Below are 13,802 nucleotides of genomic sequence, written 5' to 3' on the forward strand. Positions count from 1 at the left end.
CGTAAATGATTGCGTTTACATTAATGGAATATTCAAAATTGACAATAAACTTATTGACGCGTATTTTATTACCTGTTACTCTTATGTATAAAATTGAAGAATCATATTCAATGACGAGAACAGTAGGATGATAACGTGTCCCAAAGAGAGCCGGGTTGCTGGGAACCGGCGGATACCATGATCTGAAGATCCTCTCCGAGAAACAGGGCTGAAATGATACAGTAAGCTCTGTCGGTCTTCACCGTTAAGAAGAAGATTCATAGAGTGCCGGGCCAGTGTGGACCGGAACTAGGGTGGTAACGCGAGCAGACTCGTCCCTAATCAGGGGACGGGTTTTTTTGTGTGAAAAAGCAATAGAAAGGAAGAGAAGCATGGATCAAACACAGCAAAAGAGTCAAACCGTATTGGTGGAAGACATTATGATCGCCAATCAGCGCATCAAAGACGTAGTGCTTCATACACCTTTGCAGTTCAATTCTCTGCTATCGGATAAATATGGGTGTAACGTATATCTGAAACGGGAAGATCTTCAAGTCGTGCGATCATTCAAAATCCGTGGTGCCTATAATCGCATCAAAAAACTGTCTGAAGAGGAACTTCAAAACGGGATTGCCTGTGCGAGCGCCGGAAACCATGCCCAGGGAGTCGCCCATTCCTGTCACCTATTACGAAGCCACGGAAAGATCTTCATGCCGACCACGACCCCTAAGCAAAAAGTGGATCAAGTGAAGTTCTTCGGCGGAGAACATGTGGAAGTGGTCTTGACAGGTGATACATTCGATGATGCTTATGAAAAAGCCATTCTATGCAGCGAACAAGAAAATCGGACGTTCATTCATCCCTATGACAATGAAGATGTGATTGCTGGCCAAGGGACAGTGGCAGTAGAAATCCTCAATGATTGCAGCGAACAGATCGATTACCTGTTCGTTCCGGTCGGTGGAGGCGGGTTGGCTGCGGGAATGGGGACGTTCTTGAAGAGTGTTTCGCCCGATACGTTGGTGATCGGTGCTGAACCATCGGGAGCTGCCGCCATGAACGAGTGCCTGACCCAGGGCAAGCATGTCACCCTTTCGGATATCGATCCCTTTGTAGACGGTGCCGCAGTTAAGAATGTAGGTGAAATCACCTACAGGATCTGCCGGGAGGTATTAGATGATCTGCTTGTGGTGCCTGAAGGCAAGGTATGTTCCACCCTCCTCGAACTCTATAATCGCAATGCGATCGTTGCAGAGCCTACTGGTTCGCTCTCTCTCGCAGCCCTCGATCAGTATGCCGATCAGATCAAGGGGAAAAACGTGGTATGTGTCGTGAGCGGCGGCAATAATGACATCGGCAGAATGCAGGAAATCAAGGAACGATCGATGATCTTTGAAGGATTGCAGCATTATTTCATCGTTCATTTCCCCCAAAGGGCCGGAGCCCTCAGGGAATTCCTCGATGAGGTGCTTGGACCTCATGACGACATCAACCGCTTTGAGTATACGAAGAAAAACAACAAAGAGAGCGGACCCGCACTCGTTGGAATCGAACTCAAGCATAGGGAAGATTACCCCGGACTACTTGACCGGATGAATCAAAAAGGATTTGCGTATCAATGTGTCAATCAGGATAAGACGCTGTTTCAATTATTGGTGTGACAACATGATCCTGGAAAGCCCAACGGCCGTCCGGGATCCTGTTGTATCTGTATATACGCAGTGAAAGATGATTACGTGATCCTGGCGCTCACTCAACACAAATACGCTCATCCATAAGGGAGATGCAGGAACATTCCATAATATGCCGAATTGATACGTAGAGTGGTTGCAGTCGGGTGCAGCCCACTGAATGAACAACCATTCACAAAAGGAGTGAGCAGAACGTGACCAATATAAAAAGGGTAGCCATCGTCACCGGTGGAGCTAAAGGAATCGGAAAGGCTGTTGTGGAAAGGCTTGCACAGGAAGGATATCAGGTTGCAGTACTGGACACGAATGACTCAGCCCTTCGATTGATGGGGGAAGACGCACGAAAGGGTGAACCACTTCTGAGAGTCACGGATATTTCCGAACCGGATGATGTAAAGGGAGCCGTGGCGGAAATTGTTGGACGCTTCGGACGGATTGACATCCTCGTGAACAATGCAGGCGTGATCAGGGACAATCTTCTTTATAAAATGTCCGATGGGGATTGGGATACGGTCATGGACGTCCATCTGAAAGGAGCGTTCCTCATGACGAGGGAGGTCCAAACCTTCATGGTGCAGCAAAAGTACGGGAGGATCATCAATGTATCCTCCACATCTGCATTGGGGAACCGTGGACAGGCGAATTATTCCACTGCCAAAGCCGGCCTTCAGGGGTTGACGAAGACGCTTGCCATCGAGCTCGGTCCTTACGGGATCACCGCAAACGCCGTGGCACCAGGATTCATTGAGACCGATATGACGCGCCAGACCGCCGAGCGTATGGGTGTTCCGTTTGACGAATTGGTCAGCATGAGTATCAATCAAATACCGGCCAGGCGAAGCGGTCAGCCGGAAGATATCGCCAACGCCGTTGCCTTTTTTGCAGATGAACGCTCATCATACGTGAACGGTCAGATCCTGTACATTTCCGGCGGGCCGGTTTCCTAATCAATTATCCAAGTATGAAAATCGTGGCTGCCTGATCACGATTTTTTTGTTTGCGGACACAGCCTACTATTGTCTGGATGAATGGAATCAAGAATTCGGATAGGCCCACAAATAAAAAATGGTGGTTGAATCGAATTTCTCTGAATACCTTGTGTTAAGGGCCTGGAGGAAATGAGATTGTGAAAAATAGTTCAAATTCATTATTCCTATAAAAAAAGTCGGATTGACTTATCTCAATTATCTGTTATTATTTTAGTTATTCAAATGAATATAACTTATCCAGAGTGGTGGAGGGAACTGGCCCGATGAAACCCGGCAACCTACATAATGTAAGGTGCTAACTCCAGCAAAATGGGACTCATTTTGGAAGATAAGGTTCGATACCTGAACAGCTTTCCGAAATGGGGGGCTGTTTTTCCATGGACCCAGATGTTGAAAACGGGGGGAAGTCGATGAACAAGAAGGATAAGCAGGAAAATGCGGCGGGATGGATGGATACGATCAATTCCATGCTTGAAAACATGGACTTCGGTTCCATTACGATCGTGGTGCAAAACGGTAAAGTCATTCAATTAGAACGGAATGAAAAAGTACGAATCAAATAATCATGCTGACTAGAAAAACTAGAGGCATTCATCCGCAGGTTTTATTTGACTGCGCATGAATGTCTTTTTCTTTTGGGCATGAGGAAAGCGGTGATCAACGTGTTGACATACGAAAATTGGAAAGAACATGATCAGGACTTCGGGGTTGATCCCACCTACAAAGGGGCCCTGAACGTCTTGGAATGGGCATATGGGCATTATGGTGACAGGATTATGTACGCGTGCAGCTTCGGGATCGAGGGAATGGTCCTGATCGATCTCATCTCTAAGGTGAATCCCAGTGCAAACATCGTCTTCCTGGATACCGATGTCCACTTCAAGGAAACGTACGAGACAATCAAAAAAGTGGAAGAAAAGTATCCTTCCCTTCAGATTGAGATGAAAAAACCTGCGCTATCCCTCGAGGAACAAGCAGCACAATTTGGGGATCGGTTATGGGAAAAGCAGCCGAATCAGTGCTGTCAGATCAGGAAGCTCGATCCGTTGAAGGAGGTGCTTTCAGGCGGGGATGCCTGGATTTCAGGGCTCAGGCGCGAGCAGTCCCCGACGCGGAAGGATACACAGTTCATCAATAAAGATGACAAGTTCAGTTCCATCAAGATCTGTCCGTTGATCCATTGGACATGGAAGGATGTATGGAGATATGTCCATAAACACTCCCTTCCATATAATGTGTTGCATGATCAAGGCTACCCGAGCATCGGGTGCTCCCATTGTACATCCCCTGCTTATGATATGAATGATTTGAGATCAGGCAGATGGACAGGCAAAGGCAAGACGGAATGCGGGCTACACTAGGAGGGTAGACATGCTGGAAATCATCGCCATCATCATCAGTTTATTCTTTGCCATGAATATCGGGGCAAGCGGCGCGGCTGCCACAATGGGGGTGGCTTACGGATCGGGTGCCATCAAGAAAATGAAAGTAGCCCTTGTCATCTGCTCCATCGGGGTCCTTGCCGGTGCAGTCCTCGGAGGTGGTGAGGTAGTCAAAACCATCGGGTCGGGAATCATTCCATCAACCATCCTGACGTCCAAGTTAGTGATCATCATTCTTTTATCCGCTACTTGTTCCCTTTTCATTGCCAATCTGATGGGAATCCCGCTTTCGACAAGTGAGGTGACGGTCGGGGCTGTGGTGGGAGTAGGGGTAGCGTATCAGGTTCTATTCATTAAATCCCTGCTGACCATCATGTTGTTTTGGGTGATTGTCCCGTTTACGGCGTTCATTCTTACATGGTTGCTTGCTAAAGGGCTATATGGGCTCGAAAAGCGGGGGTGGACATTCAATCATACATGGATCGGGTACGTTTTGATTCTCGCGGGCTTCCTGGAGGCCTTTTCTGCGGGCATGAACAATGTGGCCAATGCCGTCGGTCCCCTGGTTGGGGCCGGCATGCTGAAAGCGGGTCCGGCCGTTTGGGTGGGAGGAGCGTTTGTCGCAATAGGGGCACTTTTATTAGGTGCTAAAGTAGTGGAAACGAACGGCAAGAAGATCACCCGGTTCACCAAGCCAGAGGGGATCCTCATTTCTAGTGTAGGGGCCGGTCTGGTGATCACAAGTTCGATCTTCGGGCTTCCCGTACCCCTGGTCCAGGTGACGTCTTCTTCCATTATCGGACTTGGCACCGCCAGGAACGGGAGGGAAGTCATCCAGAGCGATATCGTGAAAAAGATCGTGAAGATCTGGATCGTCTCACCACTTGTGTCATTGAGTATTTCGTATTTCCTTGTAAAGCTTTTGGTCGACTATGACATTTATTCCATCATCATCCCCGTTTCGGTCATGATTGCGACGATAGGGGCATTATCCTTGATGAAAGCAATCCGGAAAGAAAAACGGGCCGTTCATGAAGATGGCGGAGGAATTTGAATCAATTGAAGGAGGAGTCATGATGAGTTTAGAACCGCATGGAGGAACACTTGTACAATCATATGCACCGGAGGAAGAAGTTGAGACCATTGAAACGGAGATTCCCCTCGATGAGATCTCGTTGAGTGATCTCGAGTTAATCGCGATAGGAGGTTACAGCCCCATCACGGGGTTCCTGCAAGAAGCCGACTATAAGAGCGTTGTCGAGAACCTGAGATTGGCCGACGGAACCGTCTGGAGCATCCCGATCACCCTCCCGGTGGAACAGGAGATCGCCGATCGCTTAACGGTCGGGAAGAAAAGCCGGCTGGTGTATGACGGAACCACATACGGTTCGATCGAAATCCAGGAAATCTACACACCGGATAAAGAAAAAGAGGCGCTGCTCGTTTACGGAACCACAGACCTAGAGCATCCCGGAGTCAAAAAGCTTTTCCACCGTGGCCCCATCTATGTGGGAGGGAAAATCACCCTACATAAGCGTTTGAATAAACCATTTGAAGCCTACTCATTCGATCCTGTGGAGACGAGGGCGGCTTTCAAGGAAAAAGGGTGGGAGACAATCGTCGGATTCCAGACCCGGAACCCGGTTCATCGGGCTCATGAGTATATCCAGAAGACGGCACTTGAAACAGTGGATGCCTTATTCCTTAATCCCCTCGTCGGAGAAACGAAGTCGGATGATATCTCGGCATCGATCAGGATGGAAAGCTATGAAGTCCTTCTCAAAAACTATTATCCTACGGACCGGGTGTTCCTGGGGGTATTCCCGGCAGCCATGCGGTATGCAGGACCTCGAGAAGCCATCTTCCACGCGCTTGTAAGGAAGAACTATGGATGCACCCACTTCATTGTGGGACGTGATCATGCCGGGGTCGGGGACTATTACGGAACCTATGATGCACAGAAGATTTTTGAACAATTTTCGGAAAGGGAGATCGGCATCGTTCCATTAAAATTCGAGCACAGCTTCTACTGTCAGAAATGTGAAGGCATGGCAACGACCAAAACGTGCCCCCACGGAAAAGAGGACCGGGTCATTCTGTCGGGAACGAAGGTGCGCGGCATGCTGAGGGCAGGGGAAGTCCCTCCAAGCACCTTCTCGAGACCGGAAGTCATCAAGGTGCTCATCGACGGGTTGAAGAAGGAAGAATCACAGTAAGGAGGAGAAATCATGTCTGATATCGTCTGGCATGAAAGTGCCGTAAAAAAAGAAGACCGCCGAAATAAAAATGGCCATGGCAGCTTCATCCTTTGGTTCACGGGGCTTTCTGCCTCCGGGAAGTCATCGGTTGCCAATGCCCTGTCCCATCGACTGTTCCAAGAAGGAAAGCAAGTGTATGTACTCGATGGGGACAATGTCCGCCACGGATTGAATGCCGACCTCGGCTTCAATGAAAGGGATCGAAAAGAAAATATCCGCAGGATCGGTGAAGTATCGAAGCTATTCGTGGACAGCGGTCAAATCGTCCTCACCGCATTCATCTCGCCGTACAGAGAAGACCGTGCCGTGGTCCGCAGTCTGATCGGTGAGGGAGAGTTCCTTGAGGTCTATGTTCATTGTCCCCTTGATGAGTGTGAAAAAAGGGATCCGAAAGGGCTATACAAAAAAGCAAGGAATCAGGAGATCCCGAATTTCACAGGCATCAGCGCCCCTTATGAGGAGCCGGAGAATCCTGAAATCACGTTGAACACAAAAGAACATTCGATAGACGAGTGCGTTGAGCAGATCTGGAATCATCTTCAAGTCAAACAATTGATCTAAGGAGTGGAGAGCATGGCATATCAGAAGCACTGGGAACAAAATGAGAAATTGAATAAAACCGAACAATGGAAGCTTGAGCGGGATGGCTTGACTATATTGGAGGATATCCCTGAATACGCAAAAAATGGTTTTTCATCGATCCCGAAGGAAGAGTGGGATAAGTTCAAATGGGCTGGCCTGTATTTGCAACGTCCAAAAGAAGATGGCTATTTCATGATGAGGGTCAATGTCCCCTCCGGCATTCTCACATATGATCAAGCCGTAGAACTCGCGGCCATCTGTAAAGAGTACGGCCGTGATGTGTACGACATCACGACGCGACAGGCCATCCAGTTTCACTGGTTGAAAATCGAACAGATTCCGGACATCTTCAACCGTCTTGAAAGAGTCGGCCTTTCCTCCGCCGGTGCATGTGGAGACATCACTAGGAATATCGTCGGGAATCCACTGACGGGCATTGATCCGGATGAACTGTTCGACACGCGGGAGATTGTGAAGGAAGTATATGATTTCTTCCAGCTTAATGAAGATTTCTCGAATCTTCCGAGAAAATATAAGCTGTCCATCTCTTCTAATATCAATAATGCATCAAATGCAGAAATCAACTGTGCATCGTTCGTACCGGCCACGAAAGTGATTGACGGAACAAAAGTGGCAGGCTTCCATTTGAAGGTAGGGGGAGGCCTGTCAGCAAGACCGTTCCTTGCTGAGACACTGGATGTATTCATCCATCCACATCAGGTAAAAGAAGTAGCGATTGCCGTGACGACGATCTTCAGGGATTTTGGTTACAGGGAGAAGAGGCATCTCGCACGTTTGAAGTTTCTCGTTGCGGACTGGGGTCCCGAGAAGTTCAAGGAGAAATTACTGGAGTATGTCGAGCTACCGGATGGTGGAGAGGATGCCGTAACGGGATGGAATGCTGGCTACTTTTATGGAGTAAAGCCTCAGAAGCAAGAGGGGCTGAACTATGTGGGACTGAATGTTCCGGTGGGCAGACTCAGTTCCGACGAAGTGCTGGAGCTTGCAAGGATATCAAAAAAATACGGGAACGGGGAACTGCGAAACTGCAATTCACAGAATCTCATCATTCCGAATATCCCGGATGAGCATGTGGACGCCCTGTTGGAAGAAAAAATCTTCGATAGAATTTCCACGAGCCCGTTATCCTTTATCGGATATTCCGTGTCCTGTACAGGGATTGAATATTGCAATCTTGCCCTCGTCGAAACGAAGGAGAGAATGCGCAGGATCGCCAATGAACTGGATCGTGAACTGAGCCTCGATGTGCCGGTGCGCATGCATATGGTCGGGTGTCCCAATTCATGCGGGCAGAGACAAATTGCCGACATCGGTCTTCAGGGAATCAAGATGCGGACAAAGGACAAAAAGATGATCGAGGCCTTTGAAATCTATGTAGGAGGTACACTCCAAGATGGAGGGACGTTCAATGAAAAGCTGAAGGGGAAAGTGGAAGCCGAGCAGCTTTCAGATGTGGTAAAGGGTCTCCTCATCCACTTCAAGAATACGAAGGAACCGGGAGAAGCCTTCTTTGACTACGTGAATCGTGTAGGAACGGCCGATCTGCAAGAGTCACTGGACGGGTTGCTTCAGGAAGCATAAAGGGGGATGAATAGATGAATCTGTATCGATTTGAAGTAACGACCCATACCTTTGTTACCCCCGTCGTGGTCGCAGCAGACTCCGATGAAAAAGCATTTGATCTGGTGGAGATTGAATTAGAAAAGTATTTTCTGAAGAAACCTGAAATCGTGGACATCTCGCTTTATGAGAAACGGAAATTGCGAGGCGGAGGAGCAGCATTCGTCCTCCACGAGAAGGAAACCATCATAAAGTAAACACTGAAGGAGGAGATCCAATGGGGAAAGTATATTTAGTGGGGGCCGGGCCAGGGGATCCGGACCTTCTGACCATCAAAGGGCTGAAAGCCATCCAGCAGGCCGATGTGATTCTTTATGATCGGCTGGTGAACAAAGAGCTCCTCACCCATGCGAAAGAAGGGGCCGATCTGATTTACTGCGGGAAATTGCCTCATTATCACACGATGAAGCAGGAAACTATCAACCGTTTTCTCATTAAATATGCATCGGGATCCAAGGTAGTAGTCAGACTGAAGGGGGGAGACCCGTTTGTGTTCGGAAGAGGTGGAGAGGAAGCGGAGGCACTAGCCGCTAAATCCATCCCGTTCGAAGTGGTGCCCGGCATCACTTCGGGCATTGCCGCTTCTGCTTATGCGGGTATCCCCGTCACCCATCGTGACGTGAGCGCAAGCGTTGCTTTCGTGACCGGGCATGCCCACGGGGAAGAAGATGAAGAGAAATGGGAAGGTCTTGCGAAGGGGGTCGACACCCTTGCAATCTACATGGGGGTCGGCAACCTCCCCTTTATCCGGGACCGTCTGATCCGCTACGGTAAATCTCCCGAAACCCCGGTTGCCCTGGTGCATTGGGGAACGACAGATGTACAGAAGACGGTCACCGGTACGCTTGCTGATATCGTGGAGGTCGTGGAGAGAGAAGGCATACAGAATCCGAGCATGATCATCATCGGGGAAGTCGTCCGTTTCCGTGAAAAGATCAAATGGTTTGAGAATATATCTGAACCGGCCATCAGTGAGGCATTATAAAATGAAGAAAGCCGTCTTATATGTCTGTCACGGAAGCCGTGTGAAGGAAGCGAGGGATGAAGCCGTCGACTTCATCACCTCGTGCAAAGCCCATGTCGACGCAGAGATCCAGGAAATCAGTTTTCTTGAACTTGCCGAACCATCCATTCAGGAAGGATTCGCGGCATGCGTGGAAAAAGGCGCCACGCATATCGCCGTTGTCCCGCTTCTTTTACTCACTGCCGTTCATGCGAAAAAAGATATCCCGGAAGAGATTGATACCTGTATGGGAGAGTACCCTGAGATAGCCGTCAGCTACGGGCGTCCGATCGGGGTTCATGACAAGCTGATTGAAAGTGTCATCCTCCACTTGAATTCCGTGGTTGATCATGTGGTCCTCATCGGGAGGGGAAGTTCAGACCCGGCGGTCAAACGTGATCTCGGAGCGATTGCAGAAAAGGTCCGACAGCGATCGGGAATGAAAACGGTCCAAACATGTTTTCTGACCGCTTGTAAACCATCCTTTTCCGGTATCCTCGAGGAGATGTCTGCGACAAAAGAACCGGTCCTCTTTATCCCGTACCTCCTGTTCACAGGACTATTGATGAAAGACATCCAAGCGAAAATCAAGAAGAGTGGAAATCCCCATCTCCAGCTCGGAAAATATCTCGGGTACAACCACCTAGTAAGAGAAGCGTTCGTGGAGCGTACGCACGAAGCCCTTTCAAGTCCGCTCTATAGGAGAGGTGAGCAATTTGCTGCCGCTGATGCTTGACGTTACCGGGAAGAAGGTGATCATTGCAGGCGGAGGGAGGATCGCACTCCGCAAGCTATCCGTCTTTATGAACGAGGGAGCCGTGATCACCGTCATCAGCCCGGAGGCATCTGAAGAAATACAGCGACTCCATGAAAATGGCGAACTCTTTTGGAAACAAACCGTCATTAAGAAAGAAGATTTGGAGGGAGCCCATTTTCTCATCGCTGCCACGAATGATCCCTCCACAAATGAAGCGCTATGTGGCATGGCGGATACAGGAACATGGGTCTGTGTAGCAAGTGACGGTAATAAGGGGAACATGCAGATGATGTCCTTCAAACGGGATGGGGACCTCACCATTTCCGTTTCCACCTCCGGCTCAAGCCCCGGCCTCGCAAAGGATTTGTCCGGGATCCTCATGGACCGGTGCAAATCGATTGCGGAAAAGTTGCCTGTCATCAAAAAAGAGCGGGAGCGAATCAAGAATACCCTGCCAATGCAAGAGAGGAGGGAGCGGATTCGCTTCTTCATACAGGGACTCATGCGCCAATAAAAAACAGGAAAGCCGGTCTCTGGGGAGGCCGGTCATTTTCTTGTGAGGGGATATTTTGGGATATGTTAGATTGGTAAGAGACGAATGAAAGAGGGTGAGTGGATATGAAGTACTTTGTTGAAGTAGTCGGAAGCGATCCATCCCCCCTCATTTTCCTACCCGGGACGCCAGGTCTCAAAATATCAGAACCATCACCCTTCATTCAAAGCACTCGTTGGTGGACACTATGCCCATATGAGTGACGATCGTTCAATCGGGTTCATAAGGGATTTTTTATTCACTAGCGAACAAGTTCAGAAAAGTGAAATACGATGAAATCATGAATGGATTCTGATTTATGTAAGATAGATGATTCGATATCCTGCATCTATTCATAGAGCCAAACCTCAGCGTTTGCGAACAATAACTTAAAAAATCCTCCCGAACGTTAGGAAATACACCTTTACAAATCGTTTTTTTACCGATATAATCCGTACTATCAACTACATAAAAAGCACACTCATATAAAGGCAGGGATACGGCCTGCAAGTTTCTACCGATTCACCGTAAAGGAATCGACTATGGGTGAGCAATGCGGCGTATTTTTGCGCTTTCCTTTCATAACCCGAAGGCATTGTCTCACTCTGAGAGATGCTTTCGGGTTATTTCATTTTCAGAAAGGGAGCGAAACCAGTGGAACTACTTCACAAGAAGATTGAACAAGAAGGCAAAGTATTATCAGATACAGTATTGAAGGTGGATTCGTTCTTGAATCACCAAGTGGATCCGCAGCTGATGAAGGCAATAGGGGAGGAATTCGCCGCGCGCTTCAGACATGAGGGCATCACAAAGGTCCTCACGATCGAATCATCGGGGATCGCACCGGGTGTGATGGCAGCCATGGAACTCGGGACGCCGTTGATTTTTGCCCGGAAAAAGAAATCTCTTACTCTATCAGAAGGTCTGCTCACAGCTGAGGTCTATTCCTTCACGAAGCAGGAGACGAATACCATCTCCGTATCCACTCAATACATCAAGGAAGGGGACCGGGTGTTGCTGATCGATGATTTCCTGGCGAACGGGCAGGCAGCCCTTGGACTGATCGAGCTCGTAAAACAGGCAGGTGCACACGTGGCAGGAATCGGTATCGTCATCGAGAAATCCTTCCAAGAAGGCGGGAAACTTGTGAGGGATACGGGCTACCGGGTCGAGTCGCTGGCTGAAATCGAGTCACTCAACGATAGGCAAGTCACCTTCAAAAAAGGAGCTGAAGTGTCATGAAGCAATCATCACTCAAGACCGCTTCCCTTGGAATTCAGCACGTACTCGCCATGTATGCGGGGGCCGTCATTGTCCCCTTGATCGTTGGAGGGGCCCTCGGTTTGACGGGTGAACAACTCACTTATCTGGTATCCATCGACATCTTCATGTGCGGGATCGCCACCCTGCTACAGGTGTGGAAAAATAAGTTCTTCGGCATCGGACTTCCGGTCGTCCTTGGATGTACCTTCACAGCCGTCGGTCCCATGATCTCCATCGGAGCGAAATACGGGATTACAAGTATTTATGGCTCCATCCTTGCTTCAGGTTTGTTCGTCATCATCATCAGCACGTTTTTCGGAAAGCTTGTACGGTTTTTCCCGCCAGTCGTGACGGGTTCTGTCGTCACCATCATCGGGATCACCCTGATTCCTGTTGCCATGAATAATATGGCTGGAGGAGAGGGAAGTGCAGATTATGGTTCCATTGATAATCTTCTCCTGGCATTCGGGACCCTGATCTTCATCCTTGTCCTTTACAAAATGTTCACCGGCTTCATTCGATCTGTATCCATCCTGCTGGGGCTTGTGGCGGGAACCATAGCCGCCATGTTCATGGGGAAAGTGAACTTCTCGGAAGTAGGGGAAGCATCCTGGTTCCATATGGCACAGCCGTTCTACTTCGGCATGCCGACCTTTGACATCGCCGCGATCCTAACCATGATCCTCGTGGCCATGGTCAGCCTGGTAGAATCGACGGGTGTCTATTTCGCCCTAGGGGATATCACCAATCGGAAGCTTAGCGAGGAAGATCTATCCAAGGGATACCGGGCAGAAGGGCTTGCCATCTTCCTAGGTGGAATCTTCAACGTCTTCCCATATACCGCTTATTCCCAAAACGTCGGGCTTATCCAGCTTTCAGGCGTAAAGAAATCGAATGTGATCTATGCCGCGGCAACCTTCCTGATCATCCTCGGTCTCGTACCGAAGATCGGAGCCCTCACGACCGTCATCCCGTCTGCCGTGCTCGGGGGTGCCATGGTGGCCATGTTCGGCATGGTCGTCGCATACGGCATCAAGATGCTCAGCAGGGTGGACTTTTCATCACAGGAGAATCTCCTGATCATTGCATGCTCCGTCGGAATGGGTCTCGGAGTCACCGCGGTCCCGGAACTCTTCTCCAAGATGCCCGAAGCGGTCCGCATCCTCACCGATAACGGAATCGTGGCAGGAAGCCTCATGGCGATCTTCTTGAATCTGTTCTTCAATGTCTTCTCACGTCAGCGTGAGAAGAGGGTTGTATTGCAGGAGCAGAAGGCATCGTGAGGCACAGTGGAAGTTGAAACACCCCGCAAATTTAAGACTATAATAAGTCGATACGTCATCATCATTTTCTAATAATTAGAGAGTGAGGTGGCGTTTTTTATGGTCAAAAAGAGAGTGACTTTCCGTCAAACTAATGAGAGCTACATAGATACTCAATGGATATCAGACAAGCCTATGAGTTTTTTTATTCCTCAAAGAAAGCTTAAGGACTAAGAGAAAAGACACTAAAAAGTTGCGGTGAACATAATCGAGTCTTTATCAGGTGGGTGGAGAATTCGGGTGTGGGTATTTCCTCCATTAATGAGGTGACTCCAAACCTTATCTGAGATTACATTTCATTCAGTTGTATAACGAGGAGTTCCATCTCCCTCTCTTTGTTATGTGGCTCATGGAGGATATATTAGATTGCTTCTTAAAGGAGAAGACTTAGCGACCAGGATCC

At 48.9% G+C, this 13,802-nt stretch carries 14 protein-coding genes, 2 riboswitches and 1 other annotated feature; all 14 genes read left to right on the plus strand.

Annotation, left to right across the window (positions count from 1 at the left end):
- Positions 1-101: 101 nt before the first annotated feature.
- Positions 102-322: a binding site (T-box leader), on the plus strand.
- A 49-nt stretch (positions 323-371) separates the two neighbouring features.
- The 14 genes from ilvA (at position 372) to ACNA6I_RS05280 (ending at position 13,360) form a co-directional block, all read left to right on the plus strand.
- Positions 372-1,640, plus strand: a complete 1,269-nt coding sequence (gene ilvA / locus ACNA6I_RS05215) for a threonine ammonia-lyase IlvA (RefSeq protein ID WP_048003721.1) — start codon at positions 372-374, stop codon at positions 1,638-1,640.
- A gap of 224 nt (positions 1,641-1,864) precedes the next feature.
- Complete coding sequence (gene fabG / locus ACNA6I_RS05220; RefSeq protein ID WP_416313019.1) at positions 1,865-2,617, plus strand: 3-oxoacyl-ACP reductase FabG; 753 nt, start codon at positions 1,865-1,867, stop codon at positions 2,615-2,617.
- Between the two features lie 272 nt (positions 2,618-2,889).
- Positions 2,890-2,994: riboswitch (SAM riboswitch) on the plus strand.
- A gap of 114 nt (positions 2,995-3,108) precedes the next feature.
- Entirely contained in the window at positions 3,109-3,222 is a 114-nt protein-coding gene (locus ACNA6I_RS05225; protein ID WP_370296022.1) for a DUF2292 domain-containing protein, read from the plus strand.
- A 99-nt stretch (positions 3,223-3,321) separates the two neighbouring features.
- The gene (locus ACNA6I_RS05230) at positions 3,322-4,020 is read left to right on the plus strand and encodes a phosphoadenylyl-sulfate reductase (RefSeq protein WP_416313020.1); all 699 of its coding nucleotides are present in this window, start codon (positions 3,322-3,324) and stop codon (positions 4,018-4,020) included.
- 13 nt (positions 4,021-4,033) lie between these two features.
- Positions 4,034-5,095 (plus strand): inorganic phosphate transporter, encoded by a 1,062-nt coding sequence (locus ACNA6I_RS05235; protein WP_156183285.1) that lies wholly within the window; start codon positions 4,034-4,036, stop codon positions 5,093-5,095.
- A gap of 22 nt (positions 5,096-5,117) precedes the next feature.
- On the plus strand, positions 5,118-6,257 hold the full coding sequence (gene sat / locus ACNA6I_RS05240; protein ID WP_063191567.1) for a sulfate adenylyltransferase: 1,140 nt from the start codon (positions 5,118-5,120) through the stop codon (positions 6,255-6,257).
- A 9-nt stretch (positions 6,258-6,266) separates the two neighbouring features.
- Positions 6,267-6,860, plus strand: coding sequence for an adenylyl-sulfate kinase (gene cysC, locus ACNA6I_RS05245; RefSeq protein WP_416313216.1), 594 nt, complete (start codon positions 6,267-6,269; stop codon positions 6,858-6,860).
- Between the two features lie 12 nt (positions 6,861-6,872).
- The gene (locus ACNA6I_RS05250) at positions 6,873-8,483 is read left to right on the plus strand and encodes a nitrite/sulfite reductase (protein ID WP_416313021.1); all 1,611 of its coding nucleotides are present in this window, start codon (positions 6,873-6,875) and stop codon (positions 8,481-8,483) included.
- Positions 8,484-8,497: 14 nt separating this feature from the next.
- On the plus strand, positions 8,498-8,719 hold the full coding sequence (locus tag ACNA6I_RS05255) for a DUF3906 family protein (protein WP_416313022.1): 222 nt from the start codon (positions 8,498-8,500) through the stop codon (positions 8,717-8,719).
- Positions 8,720-8,739: 20 nt separating this feature from the next.
- Positions 8,740-9,507, plus strand: coding sequence for a uroporphyrinogen-III C-methyltransferase (gene cobA / locus ACNA6I_RS05260; protein ID WP_048003713.1), 768 nt, complete (start codon positions 8,740-8,742; stop codon positions 9,505-9,507).
- 1 nt (position 9,508) lies between these two features.
- Positions 9,509-10,261: a sirohydrochlorin chelatase gene (locus ACNA6I_RS05265; RefSeq protein WP_416313023.1), complete on the plus strand. Its 753-nt coding sequence runs from the start codon at positions 9,509-9,511 to the stop codon at positions 10,259-10,261.
- Positions 10,254-10,796 (plus strand): precorrin-2 dehydrogenase/sirohydrochlorin ferrochelatase family protein, encoded by a 543-nt coding sequence (locus tag ACNA6I_RS05270; protein ID WP_416313024.1) that lies wholly within the window; start codon positions 10,254-10,256, stop codon positions 10,794-10,796. Before ACNA6I_RS05265 ends, ACNA6I_RS05270 begins: the two co-directional genes overlap by 8 nt.
- A gap of 479 nt (positions 10,797-11,275) precedes the next feature.
- Positions 11,276-11,377, plus strand: a riboswitch (purine riboswitch).
- 91 nt (positions 11,378-11,468) lie between these two features.
- Positions 11,469-12,056, plus strand: coding sequence for a xanthine phosphoribosyltransferase (locus tag ACNA6I_RS05275; RefSeq protein WP_416313025.1), 588 nt, complete (start codon positions 11,469-11,471; stop codon positions 12,054-12,056).
- On the plus strand, positions 12,053-13,360 hold the full coding sequence (locus ACNA6I_RS05280; RefSeq protein ID WP_048003710.1) for a nucleobase:cation symporter-2 family protein: 1,308 nt from the start codon (positions 12,053-12,055) through the stop codon (positions 13,358-13,360). The genes ACNA6I_RS05275 and ACNA6I_RS05280 overlap by 4 nt, the downstream gene beginning before the upstream one ends.
- The last annotated feature ends 442 nt before the right edge of the window (positions 13,361-13,802 follow it).

Source organism: Rossellomorea sp. FS2, from assembly GCF_047915635.1.
Taxonomy (GTDB): Bacteria; Bacillota; Bacilli; order Bacillales; family Bacillaceae_B; genus Rossellomorea; species Rossellomorea marisflavi_A.

Coding starts and splice junctions, on each gene's coding strand:
- ilvA (WP_048003721.1), top strand. CDS start 372: ATGGATCAAACACAGCAAAAGAGTCAAACCGTATTGGTGGAAGACATT.
- ACNA6I_RS05225 (WP_370296022.1), top strand. CDS start 3,109: ATGGATACGATCAATTCCATGCTTGAAAACATGGACTTCGGTTCCATT.
- sat (WP_063191567.1), top strand. CDS start 5,118: ATGAGTTTAGAACCGCATGGAGGAACACTTGTACAATCATATGCACCG.
- ACNA6I_RS05250 (WP_416313021.1), top strand. CDS start 6,873: ATGGCATATCAGAAGCACTGGGAACAAAATGAGAAATTGAATAAAACC.
- ACNA6I_RS05255 (WP_416313022.1), top strand. CDS start 8,498: ATGAATCTGTATCGATTTGAAGTAACGACCCATACCTTTGTTACCCCC.
- cobA (WP_048003713.1), top strand. CDS start 8,740: ATGGGGAAAGTATATTTAGTGGGGGCCGGGCCAGGGGATCCGGACCTT.
- ACNA6I_RS05265 (WP_416313023.1), top strand. CDS start 9,509: ATGAAGAAAGCCGTCTTATATGTCTGTCACGGAAGCCGTGTGAAGGAA.
- ACNA6I_RS05270 (WP_416313024.1), top strand. CDS start 10,254: ATGCTTGACGTTACCGGGAAGAAGGTGATCATTGCAGGCGGAGGGAGG.
- ACNA6I_RS05280 (WP_048003710.1), top strand. CDS start 12,053: ATGAAGCAATCATCACTCAAGACCGCTTCCCTTGGAATTCAGCACGTA.